This window comes from Streptomyces sp. NPDC003035 (assembly GCF_042888285.1).
GTDB lineage: Bacteria > Actinomycetota > Actinomycetes > Streptomycetales > Streptomycetaceae > Streptomyces.
The window spans coordinates 312,362-338,324 of sequence record NZ_JBIAPJ010000006.1 but is presented as its reverse complement, the minus strand read 5'-3'; the positions used below and the strand labels follow the sequence as shown (position 1 = coordinate 338,324).

The 25,963-nt window shown below is 72.4% G+C and carries 21 protein-coding genes; 14 read left to right on the top strand and 7 right to left on the bottom strand.

The genetic code is table 11. The features are described 5' to 3' along the window. Positions 1-3 precede the first annotated feature (3 nt). The gene (locus ACFYV5_RS21360) at positions 4-1,161 is read right to left on the bottom strand and encodes an acyl-CoA dehydrogenase family protein (RefSeq protein WP_389170636.1); all 1,158 of its coding nucleotides are present in this window, start codon (positions 1,159-1,161) and stop codon (positions 4-6) included. 132 nt (positions 1,162-1,293) lie between these two features. Further along, positions 1,294-2,463 (bottom strand): helix-turn-helix domain-containing protein, encoded by a 1,170-nt coding sequence (locus ACFYV5_RS21355; RefSeq protein WP_389170633.1) that lies wholly within the window; start codon positions 2,461-2,463, stop codon positions 1,294-1,296. Between the two features lie 163 nt (positions 2,464-2,626). On the opposite strand from ACFYV5_RS21355, the gene ACFYV5_RS21350 reads away from it, so the two are divergent. Continuing rightward, a complete protein-coding gene (locus ACFYV5_RS21350) occupies positions 2,627-3,235 on the top strand; it encodes a hypothetical protein (protein WP_389170631.1) in 609 nt (202 codons plus the stop codon). Here the strand turns inward: ACFYV5_RS21350 and ACFYV5_RS21345 are convergent. Beyond that, a complete protein-coding gene (locus tag ACFYV5_RS21345) occupies positions 3,232-4,692 on the bottom strand; it encodes a PucR family transcriptional regulator ligand-binding domain-containing protein (protein ID WP_389170628.1) in 1,461 nt (486 codons plus the stop codon). The genes ACFYV5_RS21350 and ACFYV5_RS21345 overlap by 4 nt on opposite strands. A gap of 164 nt (positions 4,693-4,856) precedes the next feature. Between ACFYV5_RS21345 and ACFYV5_RS21340 the strand changes: the two genes are divergently transcribed. The 9 genes from ACFYV5_RS21340 to ACFYV5_RS21300 all read left to right on the top strand — a co-directional run bounded on the left by ACFYV5_RS21340 (position 4,857) and on the right by ACFYV5_RS21300 (position 16,907). Next, positions 4,857-6,362 (top strand): sodium:solute symporter, encoded by a 1,506-nt coding sequence (locus ACFYV5_RS21340; RefSeq protein ID WP_389170625.1) that lies wholly within the window; start codon positions 4,857-4,859, stop codon positions 6,360-6,362. Positions 6,363-6,445: 83 nt separating this feature from the next. After that, the gene (speB, locus tag ACFYV5_RS21335; protein ID WP_355112189.1) at positions 6,446-7,438 is read left to right on the top strand and encodes an agmatinase; all 993 of its coding nucleotides are present in this window, start codon (positions 6,446-6,448) and stop codon (positions 7,436-7,438) included. Between the two features lie 725 nt (positions 7,439-8,163). After that, on the top strand, positions 8,164-9,846 hold the full coding sequence (locus ACFYV5_RS21330) for a thiamine pyrophosphate-binding protein (protein WP_389170622.1): 1,683 nt from the start codon (positions 8,164-8,166) through the stop codon (positions 9,844-9,846). A 70-nt stretch (positions 9,847-9,916) separates the two neighbouring features. Then, entirely contained in the window at positions 9,917-10,126 is a 210-nt protein-coding gene (locus tag ACFYV5_RS21325) for a type II toxin-antitoxin system VapB family antitoxin (protein ID WP_355112186.1), read from the top strand. Next, entirely contained in the window at positions 10,123-10,545 is a 423-nt protein-coding gene (locus ACFYV5_RS21320) for a PIN domain nuclease (protein WP_389170618.1), read from the top strand. The genes ACFYV5_RS21325 and ACFYV5_RS21320 overlap by 4 nt, the downstream gene beginning before the upstream one ends. 102 nt (positions 10,546-10,647) lie before the next feature. After that, positions 10,648-14,391, top strand: coding sequence for an ABC transporter ATP-binding protein (locus tag ACFYV5_RS21315; RefSeq protein ID WP_355112182.1), 3,744 nt, complete (start codon positions 10,648-10,650; stop codon positions 14,389-14,391). 49 nt (positions 14,392-14,440) lie between these two features. After that, positions 14,441-14,815, top strand: a complete 375-nt coding sequence (locus tag ACFYV5_RS21310) for a hypothetical protein (RefSeq protein WP_389170615.1) — start codon at positions 14,441-14,443, stop codon at positions 14,813-14,815. Between the two features lie 102 nt (positions 14,816-14,917). Further along, on the top strand, positions 14,918-15,343 hold the full coding sequence (locus ACFYV5_RS21305) for a hypothetical protein (protein WP_389170612.1): 426 nt from the start codon (positions 14,918-14,920) through the stop codon (positions 15,341-15,343). A 109-nt stretch (positions 15,344-15,452) separates the two neighbouring features. Beyond that, positions 15,453-16,907 carry an aminopeptidase gene (locus tag ACFYV5_RS21300; protein ID WP_389170609.1) on the top strand — a complete coding sequence of 485 codons (1,455 nt, stop codon included), beginning with the start codon at positions 15,453-15,455 and terminating at the stop codon, positions 16,905-16,907. Between the two features lie 69 nt (positions 16,908-16,976). On the opposite strand, the gene ACFYV5_RS21295 is transcribed toward ACFYV5_RS21300, so the two are convergent. Next, on the bottom strand, positions 16,977-18,800 hold the full coding sequence (locus ACFYV5_RS21295) for a glycoside hydrolase family 3 protein (protein ID WP_389170606.1): 1,824 nt from the start codon (positions 18,798-18,800) through the stop codon (positions 16,977-16,979). A gap of 206 nt (positions 18,801-19,006) precedes the next feature. Then, complete coding sequence (locus ACFYV5_RS21290) at positions 19,007-19,921, bottom strand: LysR family transcriptional regulator (protein ID WP_389170603.1); 915 nt, start codon at positions 19,919-19,921, stop codon at positions 19,007-19,009. 100 nt (positions 19,922-20,021) lie between these two features. On the opposite strand from ACFYV5_RS21290, the gene ACFYV5_RS21285 reads away from it, so the two are divergent. Next, positions 20,022-21,011: an EamA family transporter gene (locus ACFYV5_RS21285; RefSeq protein ID WP_389170600.1), complete on the top strand. Its 990-nt coding sequence runs from the start codon at positions 20,022-20,024 to the stop codon at positions 21,009-21,011. Between the two features lie 46 nt (positions 21,012-21,057). Here the strand turns inward: ACFYV5_RS21285 and ACFYV5_RS21280 are convergent, their stop codons facing one another. Then, entirely contained in the window at positions 21,058-21,624 is a 567-nt protein-coding gene (locus ACFYV5_RS21280) for a Uma2 family endonuclease (RefSeq protein ID WP_389170597.1), read from the bottom strand. Between the two features lie 41 nt (positions 21,625-21,665). After that, positions 21,666-22,712 (bottom strand): LacI family DNA-binding transcriptional regulator, encoded by a 1,047-nt coding sequence (locus tag ACFYV5_RS21275; protein WP_389170593.1) that lies wholly within the window; start codon positions 22,710-22,712, stop codon positions 21,666-21,668. A 121-nt stretch (positions 22,713-22,833) separates the two neighbouring features. On the opposite strand from ACFYV5_RS21275, the gene ACFYV5_RS21270 reads away from it, so the two are divergent. From ACFYV5_RS21270 to ACFYV5_RS21260, 3 genes are read left to right on the top strand one after another with little or no spacing between them, the layout of a single operon-like run. Continuing rightward, positions 22,834-23,985 carry a Gfo/Idh/MocA family protein gene (locus ACFYV5_RS21270; protein WP_389170590.1) on the top strand — a complete coding sequence of 384 codons (1,152 nt, stop codon included), beginning with the start codon at positions 22,834-22,836 and terminating at the stop codon, positions 23,983-23,985. Then, a complete protein-coding gene (locus ACFYV5_RS21265; protein ID WP_389170587.1) occupies positions 23,982-25,133 on the top strand; it encodes a dihydrodipicolinate synthase family protein in 1,152 nt (383 codons plus the stop codon). Before ACFYV5_RS21270 ends, ACFYV5_RS21265 begins: the two co-directional genes overlap by 4 nt. Beyond that, the gene (locus ACFYV5_RS21260) at positions 25,130-25,951 is read left to right on the top strand and encodes a sugar phosphate isomerase/epimerase family protein (RefSeq protein WP_389170584.1); all 822 of its coding nucleotides are present in this window, start codon (positions 25,130-25,132) and stop codon (positions 25,949-25,951) included. Before ACFYV5_RS21265 ends, ACFYV5_RS21260 begins: the two co-directional genes overlap by 4 nt. The last annotated feature ends 12 nt before the right edge of the window (positions 25,952-25,963 follow it).

The window sequence follows — 25,963 nt, the reverse complement described above, 5'->3', positions numbered from 1 at the left end:
GGACTACAGGCCCATCGACTTGGCGATGATCGACTTCATGATCTCGCTGGTGCCGCCGTAGATGCGGTTGACGCGGTTGTCGGCGTACAGGCGGGCGATCGGGTACTCGTTCATGTAGCCGTAGCCGCCGTGCAGCTGGAGGCAGCGGTCGATGACGCGGTGGGCGACCTCGGTGCAGAAGAGCTTGGCGCTGGCGGCCTCGGCCGGGGTCAGCTCGCCCGCGTCCAGGGCCTCCAGGGCGCGGTCGGCGACGGCCTCGGCCGCGTCCACCTCGGCCTGGCAGGCGGCCAGTTCGAACTTGGTGTTCTGGAAGTGCGCGACCGGCTTGCCGAAGACGGTGCGCTCCTGCACGTACTGCTGGGCGAAGCGGACGGCGGCCTTGGCCTGCGCGTAGGCGCCGAAGGCGATGCCCCAGCGCTCGGAGGCGAGGTTGTGGCCGAGGTAGGAGAAGCCCTTGTTCTCCTCGCCGAGCAGGTCCTCGACGGGCACCTTCACGTCGACGAACGCCAGCTCGGCGGTGTCGGAGGTGCGCAGGCCGAGCTTGTCCAGCTTGCGGCCGATGGAGTAGCCCTCGGACTTGGTGTCCACGGCGAAGAGGGAGATGCCGTGACGGCGGTCCTCGGCCGTCGGGGCGGACGTACGGGCGCAGACGATCACGCGGTCGGCGTGGACGCCGCCGGTGATGAAGGTCTTGGCGCCGTTGAGGACGTAGTGCGTGCCGTCCTCGGAGAGCTTGGCGGTGGTCTTCATGCCCGCGACGTCGGAGCCGGTGCCCGGCTCGGTCATCGCCAGCGCCCACATCTCGTCGCCGGAGACGAAGTTCGGGAGGTAACGCTTCTTCTGCTCGTCGGTGGCGAGCATCTTGATGTACGGCAGGGCGAGCAGCACGTGCACGCCGGAGCCGCCGAACTGGACACCCGCGCGCGAGGTCTCCTCGTAGAGGACGGCCTCGAACTTGTGGGTGTCCAGGCCCGCGCCGCCGAACTCCTCGGGCACGTTGATGCCGAAGATGCCCAGCTCGCCGAGCTTGCCGTAGAACTCGCGCGGCGCCTGGCCCGCGGCGAACCACTCGTCGTAGACGGGGACGACCTCGGCCTCGATGAAGGCGCGGATGGTCTCCCGGAACGCCTCGTGGTCCTCGTTGAATACCGTACGGCGCACGAGCCGCCTCCTTCGGAGTCCTGTCCTGAGTGCCTGACGCAGTATGCCTAAGCGCTTGCTCAGTCAAGTTACCCATCGGTTCGCGCCGCTGTCCAGATCTGGGGCGCCCAGCGTTGCCCAGATCACGTCCGCTCAGGCCCCGGGCTCCTCGCCGGGGACCCAGCGAAGGCCGGCGGAGTCGTACTCCCACACCGGGCGGCCCCGGAGACCGCTCGTGCGGAACGGCCGGCCGTCGTCGGTGATCCGGACCGTGCCCCGGCGCCCCTCCGAGCTCCACTCCAGCTCCAGATACCAGCGGCAGTCGCACTCCGCCGCCCCCGCCGAGACCAGCAGCTCCTCCGGCTCGGCGGCGTTGACCGCGTACGGGAAGGAGACCGCCGGGAGCGTCCGGCCCTCCTCCCCGGAGGCGTCGTACCCGTCCAGCGCCCGCGCCACCGGCCGCGGCCGGTCCAGGTCCACCTCGAAACGGCGCGGCGTCACCGCCCCGCCGCACCCGCCGTCCATCCGGTACGCCGTCCACGGCAGCGGCGCGCCCCGCTCCACCACCCGCACGTGCAGCGCCTGGAGCACCACCGTCGCCGCGCCCTTCCCCTGCACCGACACCCGCACCAGCGTCTCCCCGCCGTCCACGGCCCCCTGCGCCGCCGCCCAGCTCCGCGCGTCGGCCGACTCCGGCGGGGGAGGGGGTGTCCGCTCCACGAGGTAGGTGTGCCCGCACCCGTTCTTGAAGATGTGCGAGGCGACCGTCCACGTCAGCGGCGCCGGTGGTTCGGCGGCCCGCTCCCGGGTCTTCCCGGGCAGGAGTACGGCTCCGAGCGTCACCGTCCCCACGACCGCCAGCGTCCCGCCGACCAAGCCCGCCCAGCCCCACCGGCGCCTCCGTCGCTCGGACGGGAGGCCCGGCACGCGCGCGTGCACGGGTTCCAGCTCGGGCTCGGGCTCGGGCGCCGCGTCCGGGGCCGGCTCCGGGGCCGGCTCGGGCTCCGGCGCCGGCTTCGGTTCCGGGCCGGGCTCGGACGTCGGCTGCGCGTCGGGTTCCGGCACCGGAGGGCGACGGGTGCGGTCCGCGCGGCTCCAGGCCGCCTCCAGGGCCCGCCGCTCCTCCTCGTCCGCCCCGCACAGCAGGGCGAGGCGGTCGACCACGGCGAACTCCTCCGGGACGGTCGCGCCGGAGCAGTAGCGGTGGAGGGTGGACGCACTGACGCTCAGGCGTCGGCCCAGCGCCTCGTAACTGCGCCCGTCCCGCGCCTTCAGCGCGCGCACGAGCCGCGCGAACTCCTCGACGGCGGCGTCCTTCGGCATTCCATCCCCCTCGACCCTGCGTCCCACCCTTCACGTCCTTGCACGTCAGCGGGGGTGGAATGGTTCCGGGACGGATGGTGGGCGCGTCACCGTTGCAGGCGGCGGGCGCCGGCCCGACGCTGATGGAGCACTGACCGAACGACCCGACGGGGGATCCACCACCATGAACAAGCTCCGTACCGCACTCGCCACCGCCGCCGCTGCCGCCCTGGGCCTCGCGGCCCTCGCCACGGCCCCGGCGCAGGCCGCTGCCCAGCCCGCCTTCCTCGCCGCCTCCCAGATGCCGCCGTCGTCGACGCCGTGGACCGCCACCCAGGTCCTCACCGGCGTCCCGGAGAACGGCGGCGCCCTCTGCGCCCCGTACAAGATCCCGGCGCAGAACACCCGCTACCGCGAGTTCACCACCGAGCTCGACACCAACGGCGTCCAGATCACCACCGTCGCCCGCACCGAGGCCGACGCCGTGAAGCTGGTCGACACCCTCCGCAAGGCCCTCGCCGGCTGCGGCCCCCTGCTGGAGCAGCAGAACCCGGGCCTGCACGCCGTCAGCGCCTACCACGGCAAGCTGGCCGTCGAGGAGGGCGCCTGGGTCTACAGCCTGGACACCGCCGACCCGCAGATCGGCATCACCGACATCCACCTCTTCTCCGTCGGCCGCGACGGCCGCACCGTCACCCTCGTCCGCTGGGGTCAGATGGGCGACTTCAAGGACGCCCCGCTGCCGGACTTCCGGACCACCACCCGTACCGCCGTGAACAAGCTCTGGTCCTAGTCGGTCATCTGACCGAGGGCGAACCACAGCTCCATCCGTACGTCCGCGTCGTCCAGGTCCCTGTCCAGGAGCGCGGCGCAGCGGGCGATGCGCTGGCGGACGGTGTTGCGGTGGATGTCCAGGGCGACGGCCGTGCGGTCCCAGTTGCCGTGGAGGGAGAGCCAGGTCCGCAGGGTCTCGGTCAGCGGTTCGGAGAGGGGTGCGAGGAGCGTTCGGGCGTACGCGGCCGCCTCCTCGCGGTCCATCAGCCCGCCGAAACCGGCGGGCCGGTGGCGTACGAGCGGCGCGCGGGTCGCCTCCGCCCGCCGCAGCGCCCGCGCCGCCTGCGCGTCGGCGGCGGCGAGGTCCCGGGCCTCGGCGGGGGAGCTGATCCCGAGGGTCCACCCGGGCTGTGCGTCGGGGGCGGGGGCCGAGGCGGGCAGCAGGAGCCGTACCGCTCCCTCGGCCGGCGCGTCGACCAGTGGGGTGCCCAGGGCGGACGCCAGCGTGGCCGCGGCGAAGGGGGTGCCGTCGCCGCCGTGGGCGTGGACCACCGTCCAGGGGCCCGGGCCCAGGGCGGGGGCCGCGTCGGCCGGGGGTGTGCCGAGCAGCAGGCGGACCAGGGCCGCGTCCCGGGCCGAGACGTCCGCGCCACGGTGCGGTGCGGTCAGCAGGGAGAGCAGGACGACCGCAACCCCGGCGATGGTGTGGTCCCCGGCCTCCCGCCGCTCGGCCGCCGTGCCCAGCGCGAGCCCGTCGCCGCCGCCCAGGGCGTAGGCCGCCAACCGCATCTCCCCGCCGTCCCCGCTCGCGGACGCCGGGCCTCCGGGGCGCGGGCCCACCACCCCCGCCAGGTCCCGCAGCGCCGCCTCCGCCTCCGCCCCGATCGCCCGGCCCGCCGCCGCGTACTCCGTCCCGTCCGCCGCGTAGAGCACCGCCCGCCCGCCGAGCCGGGACGCCAGCGCGCCGAGGACCGCCGGGACCGGGGCGGGCCGGGCGGCCGCCGTGGCCAGCGACTGCTGCGCCTCGGTCACCCGGCGCAGCTCGCGGTGCCGGGCCTCCGCCATCAGCCGCCACACCGCCCGGGCCACCGCCGTGAACGGGGTGTGCGGGGGCACTTCGAGCAGCGGCAGCCCGTGACGTTCGCAGGCCGCGACGAGCTCCGCCGGAACCGTGTCGTACACCGGCGTCACCCCGAAGCCGAGCGCCGCGGCCCCCGCCTCCACCAGCCGCTCGACGTAGTGCGCCGGGTCGGAGAGCTGCACGCCCGCCGTCATCAGCAGCTCGCCGCCGAGCAGGTACGGATAGGGGTCGGCCATCTCGGAGGTGTGCACCCAGTGCACGGAGGCGTCCTCGGACCCGGCGAGCAGCCGCAGCCCGAGATCGCGCCGCCCGAGCAGCGCCGCCAACGAGACCGGCGGGGCGGGGGGAGCGGGGGTGGGCTCCTGCGCGGGCATGGGGGTGGACCCTTCGTACATCGGGAGCGTGACCAGTAGAGGAAACGTACACTTCAGCGCCGCTTTCCGGCCACCTACTGTCGACCCATCCAGCGGCCGCGGGTACGGGCGGATGTCCCCGCGATCAGTCACTGGAGTCACTCCACCCGCACGACACGCCACCGAAGTGAACGAGGGAGGGCCCCATGGCCGTCGACTACGCAGTGATCGTCGTGTACTTGGCCGGCATGCTCGCGATGGGCTGGTGGGGCATGCGCCGCGCCAAGTCCAAGAGCGAGTTCCTGGTCGCGGGCCGCCGGCTCGGGCCCTGGATGTACTCCGGGACCATGGCCGCCATCGTCCTCGGCGGTGCCTCCACCATCGGCGGCGTGGGCCTCGGCTACAAGTACGGCCTCTCCGGCGCCTGGATGGTCTTCACCATCGGCCTCGGCCTGCTCGCCCTCTCCGTCTTCTTCTCCGCCCGCATCGCCCGGCTGAAGGTCTACACCGTCTCCGAGATGCTCGACCTGCGCTACGGCGGCAGGGCCGGCGTCATCTCGGGCGTGGTCATGTGGGCGTACACACTGATGCTCGCGGTCACCTCGACCATCGCGTACGCCACGATCTTCGACGTCCTCTTCGACCTGCCCCGCACGGTCGCGATCGTCCTCGGCGGCGCCATCGTCGTCGCGTACTCGACGCTCGGCGGCATGTGGTCCATCACGCTCACCGACATGGTGCAGTTCGTGGTGAAGACCATCGGCGTGCTGATCCTGCTGCTGCCCATCGCCGTGATCAAGGCCGGCGGCTTCGCCGAGATGAAGGCCCAGCTGCCCACCGAGTACTTCGCGCCGCTCGGCATCGGCGGCGAGACGATCTTCACGTACGTGCTGATCTACACGTTCGGCATGCTCATCGGTCAGGACATCTGGCAGCGGGTCTTCACCGCGCGCACCGACAAGGTCGCGAAGTGGGGCGGCACCGTCGCCGGTACGTACTGCCTGGTGTACGCGCTCGCCGGCGCCGTCATCGGCACGGCCGCCAAGGTGCTGTACCCGAAGCTGCCCAGCGCCGACGACGCCTTCGCGACCATCGTCAAGGACGAGCTGCCCATGGGCGTGCGGGGCCTGGTGCTCGCCGCGGCCCTGGCCGCCGTCATGTCCACCTCCTCCGGCGCGCTGATCGCCTGCGCCACCGTCGCGAACAACGACATCTGGTCGCGGCTGCGCGGCCTGGCCACCGGCAACGGCGGCGAGGAGCACGACGAGGTGAAGGGCAACCGCCTCTTCATCCTGCTCATGGGCGTCGCCACCATCGTCATCGCCATCGCCCTGAACGACGTGGTGCAGGCCCTGACCGTCGCGTACAACCTGCTGGTCGGCGGACTGCTCGTGCCGATCCTCGGCGGCCTGCTGTGGCGCCGCGGGACCGTGCAGGGCGCGCTGGCCGCGGTCACCGTCGGCGGCCTGTCCGTCATTGGCTTGATGTGGGCTTACGGAATCTTGGCAAATGAGCCTGTTTACTATGGTTTGTTGGCCTCGCTCGCCTCGTATGTGATCGTTTCCCTGGCGACCCGCCCGACGGACGCCGCCGTGCTCGTGAACTGGCGGGCCCGGCTGGCGGGCCAGGACCCCGAAGCCGCCCGAGCCGCCGAAGGCGGCGAAGCCGACGAGACGCCGGAGAAGACCGTGCCGGCCGCCACGACCGGCTGACGCACCGCAGACTCCCGGTCGGGGGCCCCGAGACCCGAGGCCCCCGACCGGACACCACCGATACACCCCAGGAGGACCCGACCATGAGCAGCGACCAGAACGCCTTCCGCGGCCCGACCGACTCGTCCCGCATCCCGCGGTACGCCGGCCCCGCGACGTTCGCCCGGCTGCCGCGACTCGACGAGGTCGGCACCGCCGACGTCGCCGTGGTCGGCGTCCCCTTCGACAGCGGCGTCTCCTACCGCCCCGGCGCGCGCTTCGGCGGCAACGCGATCCGCGAGGCCTCCCGCCTGCTCCGTCCGTACAACCCGGCGCAGGACGCCTCGCCGTTCGCCCTCGCGCAGGTCGCCGACGCCGGTGACATCGCCGCCAACCCGTTCAACATCAACGAGGCCGTCGAGACGGTGGAGGCCGCGGCCGACGAGCTGCTCGGCACCGGCGCGCGGATGATGACCCTCGGCGGCGACCACACCATCGCGCTGCCGCTGCTGCGCTCCGTCGCCAAGAAGCACGGCCCCGTCGCCCTGCTCCACTTCGACGCGCACCTCGACACCTGGGACACGTACTTCGGCGCCGAGTACACCCACGGCACCCCGTTCCGCCGCGCCGTCGAGGAGGGCATCCTCGACACCGAGGCGCTCTCGCACGTCGGCACGCGCGGCCCGCTCTACGGCAAGCAGGACCTCACCGACGACGAGAAGATGGGCTTCGGCATCGTCACCTCGGCGGACATCTACCGCCGCGGCGCCGACGAGGTCGCCGACCAGCTGCGCCAGCGCATCGGCAACCGCCCGCTGTACATCTCCATCGACATCGACTGCCTCGACCCGGCCCACGCGCCCGGCACCGGCACGCCGGAGGCGGGCGGCATGACCTCCCGCGAGCTCCTGGAGATCCTGCGGGGCCTGTCCTCCTGCAACCTGGTCTCGGCCGACGTCGTGGAGGTCGCCCCGGCGTACGACCACGCGGAGATCACCGCCGTCGCCGCCTCGCACACGGCGTACGAGCTGACGACGATCATGTCCCGCCAGATCGCGGCGAACCGCGCCGCCGGCGCGGAGCAGACCGCGAAGTAGGACCCCGCCGGGGGCCGGGGCGGCGAGCGTGCACCGCGCGGGCCCGCCGAGACCGGGCGGTGGGCGGTCGCCGGCCCGGCCCGGCCCGGTGAGCGTGCCCGCGCTGCTCGGGCGGCTGGGCCGGGCGGCCGCCAGCCGTCGGCGGCCCGCAGGGCGGGTTGGGCATCCACCCGCCGCCGGGCCGCAGGGCCGGGTGGGGACCACCGGCCGCCGGGCCGCAGGAGCGGGTGGGATACCACCCGCCGTTCCGCCGAGGGCCGGGTGGCGCCCCCGCCGCCGGGCCGCAGGAGCGGGTGGCCGCCGCCCAGGGTCCGTCCGTAGGGCCGGGTGGCGCCTCCGCCGGGCCGCAGCAGCGGGTGGCCGCCCAGGGTCCGGCCCGCAGAACGAGTCGGGTACCACGACTGTCCGGCCTGCAAGTCGGGTGGCCGCACCCTCCGTCCGGCCGCAGGACCGGGTGGAGTGCCACCACCGTCCGGCCGCAGGACCGGGTGGAGCACCACCACCGTCCGGCCACAGGGCCGGGTGGAGCACCACCACCGTCCGGCCCGTAGGTCCGGTGGTCGCCCATCCTCCGTCCGGCCCGCAGGACGGGGGTGGCCGCACCCGTCCGTCCAGCCCGCAAGGCCGGGTGGCTGCCACCCATCGTTCCGGCCGCACGGCCGGGTGGGGCACCATTCGACTGCCGGGCCGCACCGACAGAACACGCCACTCGCGAGGGGATCCCCATGACCCACGACCACGACCTCGTGCTCCGGCCCACCGCCGCGCAGACCGAGGCCGCCCTCAACCCGCCCGCGGGGCGCAACGGCGGCGACCTCGTCGTCGAGACCCTCTCCGGCCTCGGCGCGACCACCGTCTTCGGGCTGCCCGGCCAGCACGCGCTCGGCATGTTCGACGCCCTGCGCCGGTCCTCCCTCAGGTACGTCGGGCTGCGCGTCGAGAACAACGCGGGCTTCGCCGCCGACGCGTACGGCCGGATGACCGGCGAGGCGGCCCCGCTGCTGCTCTCCACCGGCCCCGGCGCGCTGATGTCGCTCGCCGCGCTCCAGGAGGCGGCCGCCGCGTCCGCCCCGGTCCTCGCGATCGGCAGCCAGGTCCCGGTGGCCGGGCTCGGCGGCGGGCGGCACGGCTACCTCCACGAGCTGCGCGACCAGCAGGCGTCCTTCCGGGACATCGTGAAGTCCGTCCACACCGTCCGTACGCAGTCCCAGATCCCGTCCGCCATCGCGGCGGCCTGGGAGTCGGCACTGACGGCCCCGCACGGGCCGGTGTGGGTCGAGATCCCGCAGGACGTGCTCCTGGCCGAGACGACGCTCCCCGTCGTCACGGCGATGGACGCGACGCCCGAGGAGGTCGTCCCGCGACCCGAGCTGACGGCGGTGGCGGCGCATCTCCTCGCGAACGCCGAACGGCCGGCGATCATCGCGGGCGGCGGAGTGGTCCGCTCCGACGCCTCGGGCAAGCTCCGCGCGCTCGCCGAGCGGATCGCAGCCCCCGTGGTCACGACCTTCGGCGGCAAGGGCGCCTTCCCCTGGGAGCACCCGCTCTCGCTCCAGTCCTGGCTGGAGGACCGGCACACCACCGACTTCCTGGAGGACGCGGACGTCCTGCTGGTGGTGGGCTCCGGGCTCGGCGAGCTGTCCTCGAACTATCACACCTTCGCCCCGCGCGGCCGGGTGATCCAGATCGAGGCGGACGCGGGCAAGCTGGAGTCCAACCACCCGGCGCTCGGCATCCACGCGGACGCCCGCCTGGCGCTGTCCGCGCTGCTCGAAACGGTGGCGGTACGGGAGGACCCGACGGCCCCCGAGCGGGTCGCGGCGGTCCTGACGAAGGTCCGGGACCGGATCGCGGCCCAGGACCTCGGCCTGGAGCAGCGGATCGTGGCCTCGGTCCGCGAGGCGCTGCCGGACACGTCACCGAGCTTCTGGGACATGACGATCCTCGCCTACTGGGCCTGGTCGGCCTTCGACGCCCGCCACCCCAACACCATGCACTCCGCGCAGGGCGCCGGCGGCCTCGGCTACGGCTTCCCCGCGGCGCTCGGCGCGGCGGCGGCGGACCCGACGCGACCGGTCCTCGCGGTCTCCGGCGACGGCGGCGCGATGTACTCGATCGCGGAGCTGGCGACGGCGAAGCAGTACGGCTTCGACGTCACCTGGCTGATCGTCGACGACGGCGGCTACGGGATCCTGCGCGAGTACATGACGGACGCCTTCGGCGAGGCGACGGCCACGGAACTCGCCCGCCCGGACTTCGTGGCCCTCGCCGAATCCTTCGGCGTCCCGGCCACCCTCACCACCCCGGACACCCTGACGGCGGACCTCACGAAGGCCCTGTCGACCCCTGGCCCGTCGGTGGTGGTCCTCCCGGCACTCCTGCGGATGTTCGAACCTACACACCTCTGAGTGACCGATATTGCCCGTCTGACCTGCGCGGCATATCCTCCTTGTGTCAACAGCATAGGGAGGATTTGTCATGTCGAACCTGTATGTGGAAGTCGATGACGACGCCCTCGCCGAGGCCGCCGAAATACTGGGCACGAAGACGAAGAAGGACACGGTCAACGCGGCTCTTCTGGAGGTGGCACAGCGTCACAAGCGACTGAGGGCGCTGGAGGCACTGACCGCGATGGCCGGCCGCGGGGACTTCGACATCCTCATGGACAAGAGGAACTACCGCCGATGAGCCCGGTCACCTACCTCGTCGACACCTCAGCCGCCGTCCGGATCCTGGCTCGCCCCCATGTGCAGGAGGAGTGGCGTCAGCACACCACGGAGGGCGTCGTCGGACTCTGCGACATCAGCGAGCTGGAGATCCTCTACTCCGCGCAGTCGGCGAACGATCGGATTCTCAAAGAGGACCTCCTCGCCCAGCTCTTCAACTGGGTGTCCATCCCGGACGGCGTGTACCAGCGGGCCCGTAAGGTCCAGCAGATGCTGACCAACCGCGGCGAGCACCGCAGCGCCGGACCCGTCGATCTCCTCGTCGCGGCCACCGCCGAACTGTCTGGGCTCACGCTCCTCCACTACGACAAGGACTTCGACACCGTCGCCCGGGTCACCGGTCAACCGGCCCAGTGGGTCGCCCCGCCTGGGACGGCCTGACCCGGTCCTAGGACCTCCGACCGGTCTTTGTGACGGCGGGATGAAATCCCACCTCAGCCGCGTTGGGCCTTCCGGTAGTGCAGGACGAACGGGAGGCACCACGTGGCGGCGGCGGATCCGAAGCAACAGGGCTGGGCCCGCAGGCTGGCCGGCTACGCGTGGCGGTACAAGAAGAACGTCGTGCTCGCGCTCGGGTCCTCCCTGGCCGGGATGGCCGTCCTCGCGCTCGTGCCGCTCATCACCAAGGTGATCATCGACGACGTCATCGGGACGCGGACCCGGTCCCTCGCCGTCTGGACCGGTCTCCTGCTCGGCGCCGCCGTCGTCGTCTACGTCCTCACCTACATCCGCCGCTACTACGGCGGACGCCTCGCCCTCGACGTCCAGCACGACCTCCGTACCGACATGTACGGCACCGTCATCCGGCTCGACGGGCGGCGGCAGGACGAGCTGTCCACCGGGCAGGTCGTCGGGCGGGCGACGAGCGACCTCCAGCTCATCCAGGGTCTGCTCTTCATGCTCCCGATGACCATCGGGAACGTCCTGCTCTTCCTGATCTCGCTCGCCGTCATGGCCTGGCTGTCGATCCCCCTCACCCTCGTCGCCCTCGCCGTCGCCCCCGCCCTCTGGTACATCGCCAAGCGCAGCCGCACCCGCCTCCACCCCGCCACCTGGTACGCCCAGCAGCAGGCCGGCACCGTCGCGGGCGTCGTCGACGGGGCCGTGACCGGCGTCCGGGTCGTCAAGGGCTTCGGGCAGGAGGACCAGGAGACCGGCAAGATCCGGGACGCCAGCCGCAAGCTCTTCGCGGGCCGGCTGCGTACCATCCGGCTCAACTCCCGCTACACCCCCGCCCTCCAGGCCGTCCCCGCCCTCGGCCAGGTCGCCGTCCTCGCGCTCGGCGGCTGGCTCGCCGCCCGCGGACAGATCACGCTCGGCACGTTCGTCGCCTTCTCCGCCTACCTCGCCTCGCTCGTCGGCCCCGTCCGTATGCTCGCCATGGTCCTCACCGTCGGCCAGCAGGCCCGCGCCGGCGTCGACCGGGTCCTGGAGCTCATCGACACCGAGCCGGTCATCGAGGACGGCACGAAGGAGCTGCCGGCGGACGCCGAGGCCACCGTCGAGTTCGACGACGTGGGCTTCGCGTACGAGGGCGCCTCCGGCACCCCACGCCCGGTCCTCGACGGCTTCTCCCTGGAGATCCGCTCCGGCGAGACCGTCGCCGTCGTCGGCGCCTCGGGCTCCGGCAAGTCCACCGTCTCGCTCCTCCTGCCGCGCTTCTACGACGTCACCCACGGCGCCGTCCTCGTCGGCGGCCACGACGTCCGCGAGCTGACCCTCGACTCCCTGCGCGCCGCCATCGGACTCGTCCCCGAGGACAGCTTCCTCTTCTCCGACACCGTCCGCGCCAACATCGCGTACGGCCACCCGGACGCCACCCAGGAGCAGATCGAGACCGCCGCGCGCGCCGCCCAGGCGGACCGTTTCATCGCCGAGCTGCCCGACGGCTACGACACCAAGGTCGGCGAGCACGGCCTCACCCTCTCCGGCGGTCAGCGCCAGCGGATCGCGCTCGCCCGCGCCATCCTCACCGACCCCCGGCTGCTCCTCCTCGACGACGCCACCTCCGCCGTCGACGCGCGCGTGGAGCACGAGATCCACGAGGCCCTCGCCTCCGTGATGGCCGGCCGCACCACCCTCCTCATCGCCCACCGCCGCTCCACCCTCAACCTCGCCGACCGGATAGCCGTACTCGACGGCGGCAGGCTCTCCGACATCGGCACCCACGAGGAGCTGCAGGAGCGCTCCGCCCTCTACCGGCAGCTCCTCACCGACCCCGACGAACTCGGCGGAGTCTCGCCCGGCCACATCGTGACCGGCGCCGGCGCCGACGACGAGGTGCCCGAGGACCGCACCCTGCGCGCGGAACTCGACGCCGAGTTCGACGCCGAGCGCGGCATCACCCCCACCCTCTGGGAGCGGGACGAGACCGGCACCGAGGAGTCCTCGGCCCCCGGGGCCACCCCCGAACTCCTCGCCGCCGTCGAGGCGCTCCCGCCCGCCACCGACACCCCGGACGTCGACGAGGCGCAGGCCGTCACCCCTGAGAAGTCCTACGGACTGCGCCGGCTGCTGCGCGGCTTCGGTCTCCCGCTGCTCCTCAGCCTCGGCCTCGTCGCCGTCGACGCCGGAATGGGCCTGCTCCTGCCCGTACTGATCCGGCACGGCATCGACGAGGGCGTCAACCAGCTCGCCGTCGGCGCCGTCTGGGCCGCCTCCGCCCTCGCGCTGCTGACCGTGGTCGTGCAGTGGGTCGCGCAGACCGCCGAGATCCGGATGACCGGCCGCACCGGCGAACGGGTCCTCTACGCGCTCCGGCTGAAGATCTTCGCGCAGCTCCAGCGGCTCGGCCTCGACTACTACGAGCGCGAGCTGACCGGCCGGATCATGACCCGGATGACGACGGACGTGGACGCCCTGTCCACGTTCCTGCAGACCGGCCTGGTCACCGCGTTCGTCTCCGTCGTGACCTTCTTCGGCATCATGGTCGCGCTGCTCGTGCTCGACCTCCAGCTCGCCCTGGTCGTCTTCGCGACCCTGCCGGTCCTCGCCGTCGCCACGTACTTCTTCCGCCGCTCCAGCGTGAAGGCGTACGAGCTGGCACGGGAGCGGATCAGCGTCGTCAACGCCGACCTCCAGGAGTCGGTCTCCGGCCTCCGGATCGTGCAGGCCTTCCGCCGCGAGCGCTCGGGCGCCGCCGCGTTCGCGGCCCGCAGCGACGAGTACCGCGAGGCCCGCGTCCGCGGCCAGTGGCTGATCTCGATCTACTTCCCCTTCGTCACCATGCTCTCCTCCGTGGCCGCCGCGGCCGTGATGATCGTCGGCGCGAACCGCATCGAGGCGGGCACGCTGACCACCGGCGCGCTCGTGGCCTACCTCCTCTACATCGACCTCTTCTTCGCGCCCGTGCAGCAGCTCTCGCAGGTCTTCGACGGCTACCAGCAGGCCGCCGTCTCGCTGAAGCGGATGCAGGAGCTCCTCCAGGAGCCGACGTCGACGGCCGCCGCCGACGAACCCCAGGACGTGCGGTCGCTGCGCGGCGACATCGCCTTCGAGAACGTCTCCTTCGCCTACAACTCCGAGGAGGCCGCCCTCACCGGGATCGATCTGCGCATCCCCGCCGGGCAGACCGTCGCCTTCGTCGGCGAGACCGGCGCCGGGAAGTCCACGCTGGTCAAGCTGGTCGCGCGGTTCTACGACCCGACGACCGGCCGGGTCACGGCCGACGGCACCGACCTCAGGGACCTGGACCTCACCGCGTACCGCCACCGGCTCGGGGTCGTGCCCCAGGAGGCGTACCTCTTCGCGGGGACGGTCCGTGACGCCATCGCGTACGGGCGGCCGGAAGCGACCGACGCCGAGGTGGAGGCGGCGGCCCGCGCGGTCGGCGCCCACGACATGATCGCGACCCTGGAGGGCGGCTACCTCCACGAGGTCGCCGAGCGCGGCCGCAACCTCTCGGCGGGCCAGCGGCAGCTGATCGCGCTGGCCCGCGCGGAGCTCGTCGACCCGGACGTCCTGCTCCTGGACGAGGCCACGGCCGCCCTCGACCTGGCCACCGAGGCCCAGGTCAACCAGGCCACCGACCGCCTCGCGGGCCGCCGTACGACGCTGGTCGTCGCCCACCGCCTCACCACCGCCGCCCGCGCGGACCGCGTGATCCTCATGGCGCACGGCCGCGTCGCCGAGGACGGCACCCACGACGAACTGCTCGCGCGGGGCGGCTTGTACGCGGAGCTGTGGCGGACGTTCATCGGCGAGGAGGAGCCGGCGACGGCGGTCTGAGTACGATCGCGGATTCCGCCGCCCGCCGGGCCCGGGTTGAATCGGTGCCATGAACGACGAGCACCCCACCCGGGCCCGGGCCGCGTCCGACCCCGACGGCCCCGTCCGTCCGGACCCGGCGGCCCACCGCCTGCGCACCCGCGCCCTGTGGTGGGGCCTGGCCCTGGCGCCCGCGACCGTCCTGGTGGTGTTCCTGAGCCTGACCACGCCCGAGGGCTCCGGCTGCGTCATCAACGGTGACTGCGGAACCACCCCCGGCTGGCTGTATCTCGTCTCCCTCGCCGTCGCGGCCGGCGCCTGGATCCACGCCCTCACGACCCCGGACGGCCCGGCCCCCGCACCCTCCCGCAAGGCCGCGTTCTGGACGATGATCGGCGCCGAATGCGGGTTCCTGCTGCTCGTCGGCACCTACTTCGGCGGCTAGATCCTGCCTCGTGGATCAGGCCGGACCAGGCCGGATCAGGCCGGATCAGGCCGGATCAGCGGGACGGCAACCGAATCCGCTCCTCGTGCGTCGTACGCATGTATGACAGGAGTCGTGGGAGGGGTGCGTGTGTTCGGTGGGGTTCGGGCTGCTCGGCGGCCCTTCGCGTCTCTGCTCGCCCTCCTGCTCGGCGTCGGCGTCCTGACGCTCGGCGGGCCCGGGACCGCGTCCGCCGACGCGGCCTCGCTCTGCAGTGGCCGACCCAGCAAGACCGTCACCTTCGCCACCGGTGAGCTGCGCCTCTACCGCAGCCGTCAGTACGTCTGCGCCCTCACCGTCGCCAAGGTCCCCGGCCCGCGCCGCGCGATGTCCGTCGCCCTCCAGCCCCGCGGCGGGCGGCCCGCCGTCGACAGTGGGCGCTTCACCCGCCAGGCCGGGCCCGTCACCGTGCACGCCCTCAACCGCTGCGTCCGCGCCACCGGTACCGTCGCCGGCCGGAGCGGTGCGACGGGCTGGGTCCTGTGCTGACACCGTACGAAACCTGTGCCCTTGTGAAGGTAAGGGCCAACTGGGTCTGGCGGCACCCACGTTACCCCCGCTAGGTTCGCGACACCGTTGTGAATCAAGGGGAGGGTCAATGCGTAAGTCGCTGAGATGGCTGGCGTCGCTCACGGTGCTCATAGGCACCGTCGGTGCGACCGGTGCGGCTACCGCCGCGGAGCCGGCCACCGGCACCTTCGGCGGTACGGCCGCCGAGGCGTCCGCCACCGCGGACATCAAGGACCGCATCCTGGCGATCCCCGGGATGAGTCTCATCGAGGAGAAGCCGTACGCCGGCTACCGCTTCTTCGTGCTCGACTACGTCCAGCCGATCGACCACCAGCGCCCGTGGAAGGGCACGTTCAAGCAGCGGATCTCCGTCCTCCACAAGGACACCGACCGCCCGACCGTCTTCCACACCAGCGGCTACTCACTGAGCACCAACCCCAGCCGCCGCGAGCCCACCCGGATCATCGACGGCAACCAGGTCTCCATGGAGTACCGGTTCTTCACGCCGTCCCGGCCCCAGCCCGCCGACTGGTCCAAGCTCGACATCTGGCAGGCCGCGAGCGACCAGCACCGCATCTTCACCGCCCTGAAGAAGATCTACGGGCAGAAGTGGCTCTCCACCGGCGCCTCCAAGGGCGGTATGACGGCCACGTACTACGAGCGCTTCTACCCGCGCGACATGGACGGTGTCGTCGCGTACGTCGCGCCCAATGACGTGGTGAACAAGGAGGACTCCGCGTACGACCGGTTCTTCGAGACCGTCGGGACCAAGGAGTGCCGCGACCGCCTCAACGCGATGCAGCGCGAGGCGCTCGTCCGCCGCGAGCCGCTCCAGAAGAAGTACAAGGAGTGGGCCGAGACCGAGGGCGCCACCTTCAACACCGTCGGCTCCCTCGACAAGGCGTACGAGGCCGTCGTCCTCGACTTCGTCTGGGGCTTCTGGCAGTACTCGAACGAGGCCGACTGCGCCTCGATCCCTGAGGCCGGCACGGCGAGCGACGACACGGTCTACGAGACCATCGACGCCATCTCCGGCTGGTCCTTCTACACCGACCAGGGCCTCGAGCCGTACACCCCGTACTACTACCAGGCGGCGACCCAGCTCGGCTCGCCCAGCATCAAGCTGCCGCACCTGGACGGCCTGACCCGCTACGGCTACCAGCCGGCGCGTGACTTCGTGCCGCGCGAGATCCCGACGACGTTCCAGCCGTGGGCCATGCGGGACGTCGACAACTGGGTCCGCAAGAACGCGCACCAGATGCTGTTCGTGTACGGCGCCAACGACCCGTGGGGAGCCGAACCGTTCCGCCTCGGCAAGGGCGCCCGTGACAGCTACGTCTACACGGCCCCGGGCGCCAACCACGGTGCCAACGTCGCGGGTCTCGTCGAGGACGAGCGCGCCAAGGCCACCGCGCGCATCCTCGCCTGGGCCGGGGTCGACGCCCCGACGGCCGCCGCCGCGCAGCCGCTGGCCCGCTACGACGCCCGCCTGGACAAGGCGGGCGACGAGGAGCTGAGCCGGGAGCACGGCGTCCGTCCGTAGATCCGGACGTCCGTGAGTAGCTCCGGGCCCCCCGTTCTCCCCGCCAGGGAGAGCGGGGGGCCCGCGCACTCAGTCGTGTTCCGCGTAGGACAGGCCGTGACCGACCGGGTACAGCACCCGCGCCGGATCGTCCGCCCGCTGGACGGGTACGGGCAGACGCCCCCGCGGCCGGGCGTGACCCGCGATCACCCGGACCGCGGCCCGCAGTTCGACATCGGTCCAGGAGTACGCGGCGACGGTCGCCCGCTGCCCGCCGAGCCTGGCGATGTCGTACGGGTTGCGGATCGCGACCGTCACGACCGGCACGCCGGTGGCGACGAGCCGGGAGACCAGCGTGCGCTGCGGGCTGGTCGCCGAGACGTTGTACGTGCCCACGACGACGACGTCCTTGCCGGCCGCCGCGGCCACCGCCTCGTCGATCCTCGCCGCGGTCGGGGTGATCCCCGTGGACAGCGCCGTGGCGGTGAAGCCGAGTTCGGTGAAGGCGGTGGCGAGGGTGGTCGTCGGGGGGCCGGTGGTGCCGGAGGGCGAGGCGGGGTCGGCGCCGACGACCAGTACCTTGCCGTGGCTGAGCCGGCTGATCGGCAGGAACCCTCCCTCGTTGAGGAGCAGGGTGGTGGTCCCCTCGGCGATCCGGTCGGCCTGGGCCAGGTGATCGGCGGTGCCGACCGTACGGTCCACTCCGGCGGCGGTGACGAACGGTGTGCGGAACAGCCCCAGCCTGGCCTTGAGGCGCAGGATCCGCAGGATCGATTCGTCGAGCCGGGCCTCGGTCAGTTCGCCGTTCCGGACGGCCTGGAGGACCGCGTTCCAGGCGATGTCCAGCTTCGGCGGGTTGAGCAGCTGGTCGACGCCGGCCTTCAGCGCCAGGACCGGCACGCGCTCGTCGCCGTACTTCGTCCGGACGCCCTCCATGCCGAGCGAGTCCGTCACGACCACGCCGTCGTAGCCGAGTTCCTCGCGCAGGATGCCGGTCAGGATCGGGCGGGAGAGGGTCGCCGGGTCCTCGCTCGGGTCGAGCGCGGGCACGACGATGTGCGCGGTCATGATCGAGTCGATGCCGGCGGCGATCGCGGACCGGAACGGCGGGGCGTCCAGCTCGGCCCACTGCTCGCGGGTGTGCGTGATGGTCGGCAGGCCGTAGTGGCTGTCGACGGCGGTGTCGCCGTGCCCTGGGAAGTGCTTGGCGGTCGCCGCGACCCCGGCTCGCTGGTAGCCCCTGACCTGGGCGGCGACCAGATCGGCGACGGCCTGCGGGTCGGAGCCGAAGGAGCGGACCCCGATGACCGGGTTGGCGGGGTTGACGTTGACGTCCGCGACCGGCGCGTAGTTCTGCCGTATCCCGACGGCGGCCAGCTCCGCGCCCGCGATCCGCGCGGCCTTGCGGGCGTCGGCGTGCGAGCCTCCGGCGCCGAGCGCCATGGCACCGGGCAGCAGGGTGGCCGGCTCGCCGACCCGGCAGACGATGCCGTGCTCCTGGTCGGTGGAGATGAGCAGGGGGAGCGGAGTCGGCTGGGCAAGTCCGGCCCGCTGGATGCCGTTGGAGAGCTCGGCGATCTGCCGCGGGTCACGGGTGTTGTGCGCCCAGCTGAAGTAGATGATCCCGCCGACGTGGTAGCGCTCGACGAGCTCGGCGGCCGTGCGGACGCCGATCTCCTTGAGGTTGGCGTCGATGTCGGCCTGGTCGGGGGCGGTGGCGGAGTGGCCGTACACCCGCATGACGAAGAGCTGGCCGACCTTCTCCTCCAGCGACATGCGGGAGATGAGCTGCTGGAGGTCCCGGTCGTCGGACTCGGCATGGGCGAGCGGGGCGGTCACACCGGTGACGGCGGCGGCCGCGGCGGCGGCGGTGACGGTGAGGAGGGTGCGTCTGGAGGTGGCGCGGTGGTGCACTGATGCTCCTTCCGGCCGTGCAAGGTTGAAGGAAACTTCCAAGGAGTCACGGATAGCCCGAAAGTAACTGCCAGGTCAAGGATCTGAGCAGGAATCGACCGCTCGGGTCGGCGAGGCGGTCGGGCGGGTGGCCGGTCGCTCGGGTGGGCCGGTCCGTCGCGCGGGTGGCCGGTCGCTCGGGTGGTTCGCTCGCTCCGGGCGGTCGTTCACGTCGCCGATGACGCGACCCGGGGCCACAGCTCCTGGAGCGTGCGGACCGTCTCCCTGATCGCGGGGCGGCGAGCGGCGCCCGTACGCCACAGGGCACGCAGCCGGCGCATCGGCACCGGGTCCAGACGGACGGGTGTCACCTCGGGCGGCAGCGCCCCGCGGCCGAGGCGCGGCACGAGCGCGATGCCGAGACCGGCCGCGACCAGGGCGACCTGGGTGGGGTTCTCCTCCGCCTGATGGACGATGCGCGGCTCGTACCCGGTGGCCCGCAGGGTCCGTATCAGCCAGTCGTGGCACACCGTGCCCGGCGGCTGCGAGATCCACCGTTCGTCCGCCAGCTCCTCCCGCCGTACCGACGACCGCGCCGACAGCGGGTGTTCGCGCGGGACGAGGATGTCGCACAGGTCGTCGCCGATGACCGCCTGCTCGACCCCCGGCGGGGTCGCCATCGGTGCGATGTCCCAGTCGTGGGCCACGGCGAGGTCGATCACGCCCCGGGCGACGAGGTCGATCGAGACATGAGGGTCCACCTCCGTGAGGCGGGCGTCGAGCGAGGGGTGACGGGCCGCCAGCTCGGCGAGCGCCCCCGGCATCAGGCCGCGCGCGGCGCTCGCGAAGCAGCCGATCGCCAAGCGCCCCGTGGGCAGTCCGCGCCGCTCCTCGAGCCGTACCTCCGCCTCCTCCACGATCGACAGCAACGTCTGTGCTGTGGCGGCCAGTTGATGAGCCTCGTCGGTGAGGCGCACCCCGCGTCCCTGGCGTTCGAGCAGGGTGGTGTGGGTCTCCCGCTCCAGTTTGGCGATCTGCTGGGAGACGGCGGACGGGGTGTAGCCGAGGGCGGCGGCCGCGGCGCCCACGGTTCCGTGGACGGCGACGGCGTGGAGGGCGCGCAGGCGGCCGAGATCCAGCACGGGTGGGCCCCTTCCGGGCTGTGGATGAAGCGTTGCTTCATCCAACCATGAAGAAGATTTCGCTGGTGCTACACGGTTCCGTACGGCGATGCTGCCTCTCATGCGTCCCGCACACATCGCCCTGGCCGCGCTCGTCGCCGCCGTCTGGGGAGTCAACTTCGTCGTCATCGAGATCGGCCTCGACCACTTCCCGCCGCTGCTCTTCTCCGCTCTGCGCTTCCTCGCCGCCGCCCTGCCCGCCGTCTTCCTCGTCGGCCGTCCCAAGGTCGCGTGGAAGTGGATTCTCGGCGTCGGTCTCGTGCTGGGCGTGGTCAAGTTCAGCCTGCTCTTCACCGGCATGGACCTGGGCGCGCCGGCCGGGCTCTCCTCCCTGATCCTGCAGGTCCAAGCGGTCTTCACGGCCCTGTTCGCCTTCGTCGCACTGGGCGAACGGCCCGGCGGGCTGAAGATCGCGGGGATGGCGGTCGCGCTCGTCGGCATCGGTGTCGCGGCCGTCGACGAGGGCGCCTCCGGCCCGCTCGCCGGCTTCGCACTGTGCATCGCGGCGGCGGCCTGCTGGGGCGTCTCCAACGTGCTGACCCGCAAGGCGTCCCCGCCCGACGCCCTCAACTTCATGGTCTGGGTCAGCACCGTGCCGATCCTGCCGCTGCTCGCTCTCTCCCTTCTCCTGGAAGGACCCGAGCGCGACCTGGAGGCGCTGCGCGGACTCGACTGGACCGGCGTGGGCGTCATCGTCTACGTCGCCTGGATCACCACCGTCTTCGGCTTCGGCGCCTGGGGCTGGCTCCTGCGCCGCTACCCGGCCTCCTCGGTGGCCCCGTTCTCCCTCCTGGTCCCGGTCTTCGGGATGTCCTCGGCCGCCCTCTTCCTCGGCGAGGGCGTCAGCGCCCTGCGCTGGTGCGCGGCGGCCCTGTTGGTCGGGGGCGTGGCGCTGACCTCGCTCGCGCCGACGCGGAGCGCGGGCGCGGGGGACGGGACGACGAGGGCCTTCGGGGGCGGGAGGGGGAGCGGATCCCCGGCAGGCCCTCCGGGCCCTGTCGAGCGCTCACCCGGAGAACAGTCGGAGGCGACGCTGTCGAGCGGCAGGTAGCGCGGTGCTGACGGTGGCGGGGCCGCGTACGAGCCCCGCGCCCGCGTCAGCGGTCGTCGCGGGGGAACCCGTCCGTCTTGACGACGATCTCCCGCCCTGAGAGGTGCAGGACCAGGTCCTCGCCGAAGGCGATCTGCTCCTGCTCGGCGTAGGTGCCGGTGCGCGTCGGGCGGCTGTGAATGGTGCAGGTGTTGTCCGAGGGGTCGATGATCACGTAGAGCGGGATGGCGCACTCGGCGTACATCCGGAACTTCTTGGTGAAGTCGTTGTCCTGCGTGCTCTTTGAAGCGACCTCAAGGACCGCCTCCAGGCTGTGCCACTCGAAGCGACCGCGGCCGTTGCGTTCAGATCCTGGGGCGACGATGGCCAGGTCGGGGGCGTATCCGTAGAGGCTGGACGGGAAGTCGATCATGACGTCCGAGAGGATGTCGCCATGGCCGGCGAGCTGCTGTTCGATCTGGGGCGCCGCCTTGAGGATGACTTTCCACTGGCTCTCGCCCTGCGGCGTCATGATGATCTTCCCATCGGTGATCTCCACGCGGTAGCCGCCAGGCAGATTGGCGTTCTCCAGCGCGTCCCAGGCGCTCTGAACGTCCATCTCTCTGGTCGTCATGCGGTCCTCCGTATGCCGTTACTTCCTACGATAGCGGTCACTCACTCCCTCGGGCGGGCCGTCGAGTCGCGTACCAGCAGCTCCGCCGGGATCGTCGCCAGGCCGCCCGGTGGGGGCTCCTCCGCGGCCATCGCGAGTCGTCCCGCCCGCGCGCCCGCCTCCTGGAGCGGCAGCCGTACGGTCGTCAGGGCGGGGACCGCGTCGACCGAGAACGGCAGGTCGTCGAAGCCCGCCACCGAGACGTCCTCCGGGATGCGCAGCCCCCGGTCCCGGAGCGCCGCGCACGCGCCCAGCGCGACCGTGTCGTTCGCCGCCACGACGGCCGTCAACGACGGCTCTCGGCGCAGGAGTTCGAGCGTCGCGTCGTAGCCCGAGCCCCGGTCGTACGAGCCGTGGACGGTCGGCCCCTCCGGCACACCCGCCGCGGCCAGCGCCTCCCGGTGGCCTTCCAGCCGGTGCCGGGTCGTCGTCCGGTCCGCCGGCCCCGCCGCGTAACCGATCCGCCGGTGCCCGAGCGCCAGCAGGTGCTCGGTGAGCCGCCGCGCCCCCGCCCGGTTGTCGAAGCTCAGCGCCGCCACGCTCGCGTCCCCCGCCACCGGCGGCCGCCCGCACAGCACGACCCGCGTGCCCGCGTCCGTCAGCCGTGACAGCTTCGCCGCCACCGCCGCCATGTGCTCCGGGTCCTCCAGCGCGCCGCCGGTGAGGATGACCGCGGCGGCGCGCTGGCGCTGGAGGAGTGTGAGGTACGTGAGCTCGCGCACGGGGGAGCCGCCCGTGTTGCAGACGACGGCCAGCTTCTCGCCGCCCGCCCGCCCCGACGCCCCTTCCCCGATGGCGGTCTGCGCCGCACCGGCCATGATCCCGAAGAAGGGGTCGGCGATGTCGTTGACGAGGATGCCGACCAGGTCGGACGTGGCGGCGGCGAGCGAGCTCGCGGGCCCGTTCAGGACGTAGTCCAGATCGTCCACCGCCCGCAGCACCCGCTCCCGGGTCGACGCGGCGACCGGGTAGTTGCCGTTCAGGACGCGGGAGACGGTGGCGGGGGAGACCCGGGCACGCGCGGCCACATCCGCCAGCGTGACGGTCATCGCGTACCTCCGAGGAGAGTCGGGGAGAGTCGGCCGGACCCCTTGTCCGGTGCGTTGTCGGCAGGCTAGCGTCTCTCGTCGTAGAAAGCGCTTTCTTTCCCGTGAGTGTGGAGGGACCTTCGTGACACGCAGGACAGTCCGAATCGCCATGAACGGCGTCACCGGACGCATGGGCTACCGCCAGCACCTCGTCCGCTCGATCCTCGCCCTGCGCGAGCAGGGCGGCCTCGACCTCGGCAACGGCGAGACCCTCTGGCCCGAGCCCGTCCTCGTCGGCCGCCGCGAGCACGCCCTGCGCGCGCTCGCCGAGCGCCACGGCCTCACCGAATGGTCCACCGACCTCGATGCCGTACTGGCCGACGAATCGGTGGAGATCTACTTCGACGCCCAGGTCACCTCCGCCCGCGCCGAGGCGATCCGCAAGGCCGTCGCCGCCGGCAAGCACATCTACACCGAGAAGCCGACGGCGGGAGACCTGGAGGGCGCCCTGGACCTCGCCCGGCTGGCGGCCGAGAAGGGCGTCAAGCACGGCGTCGTCCAGGACAAGATCTTCCTGCCGGGTCTGCTCAAGCTGAAGCGCCTCATCGACGGCGGCTTCTTCGGCCAGATCCTCTCCGTCCGCGGCGAGTTCGGCTACTGGGTCTTCGAGGGCGACTGGCAGGAAGCCCAGCGCCCCAGCTGGAACTACCGCTCCGAGGACGGCGGCGGCATCGTCGTCGACATGTTCCCGCACTGGGAGTACGTGCTCCACGAGCTCTTCGGCCGGGTCACGAGCGTCACCGCGCACGTCGCCACGCACATCCCGCAGCGCTGGGACGAGCACGGCAAGCCGTACGCCGCGACCGCCGACGACGCCGCGTACGGCATCTTCCAGCTGGAGGGCGGCGCGGTCGCCCAGATCAACTCCTCCTGGGCGGTGCGCGTGAACCGCGACGAGCTCGTCGAGTTCCAGGTCGACGGCACCCACGGCTCGGCCGTCGCCGGTCTCCGCGACTGCCGCGTCCAGCACCGCTCGGCCACCCCCAAGCCGGTCTGGAACCCGGACATCCCGGCGACCGAACCCTTCCGCGAGCAGTGGCAGGAGGTCCCGGACAACGCCGTGTTCGACAACGGCTTCAAGGCCCAGTGGGAGCTCTTCCTCAAGCACGTCGTGCTGGACGAGCCGTACCAGTGGGACCTGCTGGCGGGCGCGCGCGGCGTGCAGCTCGCCGAGCTCGGCCTGAGGTCGTCGGCGGAGGGCCGCCGCCTGGAGGTCCCGGAGATCACGCTGTGATCCGGCTTCCCGACGGTTCCGGCGGTGTACGGGAGTACAGCCCCCGCTCCGAGCCCCTCGTGCTCACCACGACCGGCGCCCTGACCTCCCGTACCGTCTTCTCCGCCGCCCATGTCGTCGCCGACCCGTACGCCGACACCACCCCCGACTCCCCGGCCGCCGTCGACTGGGACGCCACCCTCGCCTTCCGCCGACACCTGTGGGCGCAGGGCCTCGGCGTCGCGGAGGCGATGGACACCGCGCAGCGCGGGATGGGCCTGGACTGGGCGGGCGCGGCCGAGCTGATCCGCCGCTCGGCGGCCGAGGCGAAGGCCGTCGGCGGCCGGATCGCCTGCGGCGTCGGCACCGACCAGCTCACCGGCCCCGCCGACCTGGCGACGGTCCGCGCGGCGTACGAGGAGCAGCTGGCCCTCGTCGAGGAGACCGGCTCCCAGGCCATCCTCATGGCGTCCCGCGCCCTCGCGGCCGCCGCCGAGGGCCCCGAGGAGTACCTGGACACGTACGCCCATCTGCTGCGCCAGTCGTCCGAGCCGGTGATCCTGCACTGGCTGGGCCCGATGTTCGACCCGGCGCTGGAGGGTTACTGGGGCTCCACGGACCTGGACGCGGCCACCTCCGTCTTCCTCGACGTGATCGCGGCCCATCCGGACAAGGTCGACGGCATCAAGGTCTCGCTGCTGGACGCCCAGCGGGAGATCGACCTGCGGCGCCGCCTCCCCGAGGGCGTGCGCTGCTACACGGGCGACGACTTCAACTATCCGGAACTGATCGCGGGGGACGACCAGGGGTTCAGCCACGCCCTGCTCGGTATCTTCGACCCGCTGGGCCCGCTGGCGGCGGAGGCGGTCCGCATCCTCGACACCGGTGACGTCAAGGGTTTCCGGGAGCTGCTCGACCCGACCGTGGAGCTGTCCCGCCACCTCTTCCAGGCCCCGACGCGCTTCTACAAGACGGGTGTCGTCCTCCTCGCCTGGCTGGCCGGCCACCAGGACCACTTCACGATGGTCGGCGGCCTCCAGTCGGCGCGCTCGCTGCCGCACCTGGCGCGGGCGTACGAACTGGCGGACGGGCTCGGCCTGTTCCCCGATCCGGAGCTTGCGGAGTCCCGGATGACGTCCCTGCTCACCGTGTACGGAGTCCCCCAGTGACCGACCTCTCCCGCTTCAGCATCAACCAGATGACCGTGAAGCAGCTCTCGCTGCCGGAGCTGGTGGAGCAGTGTGTACGGCTCTCCGTCCCGGGCGTGGGCCTGTGGCGTGAACCGGTCGCGGAGTACGGGCTGGAGGCCACGGCCAAGCTCGTACGCGACGCCGGCCTGACGGTCACGTCCCTGTGCCGGGGCGGCTTCTTCACGACGGACTCCTGGCTCGACTCCAACCGTGCGGCGATCGACGAGGCGGCGACCCTGGGCACGGACACCCTGGTCCTGGTCTCGGGCGGCCTGGCCCCGGGCAGCCGCGATCTGGCGGCGGCCCGCGCCCGGATCACCGACGCGATCGCCGAACTCGCCCCGTACGCGGGGGAACGGGGCGTCCGCCTGGCGATCGAACCCCTCCACCCGATGTACGCGGCGGACCGCTGCGCGGTCTCCACCCTGGACCAGGCCCTGGAGATCGCGGAGCGCTTCCCGTCCTCGCAGGTCGGCGTGGTCGTCGACACGTACCACCTCTGGTGGGACGACCGGGCCCCGGCGGCGGTGGCCCGGGCGGGCGCGGCGGACCGCATCCACGCCTTCCAGCTGGCCGACTGGACCACCCCTCTGCCGGCCGGAGTCCTCACCGGCCGGGGCCAGTTGGGCGACGGCGCGATCGACCTGCGGGCGTGGTGCGACCTGGTGGACGAGGCCGGGTACAGGGGGCCGATCGAGGTGGAGCTCTTCAACGACGAGCTGTGGGCACGGGACGGTGGGGAGGTCCTGGAGGAGACGGTGGGGAGGTTCTCGGACCACGTCGGCCGGCTCGGCTGAGCTGTTGGGCCT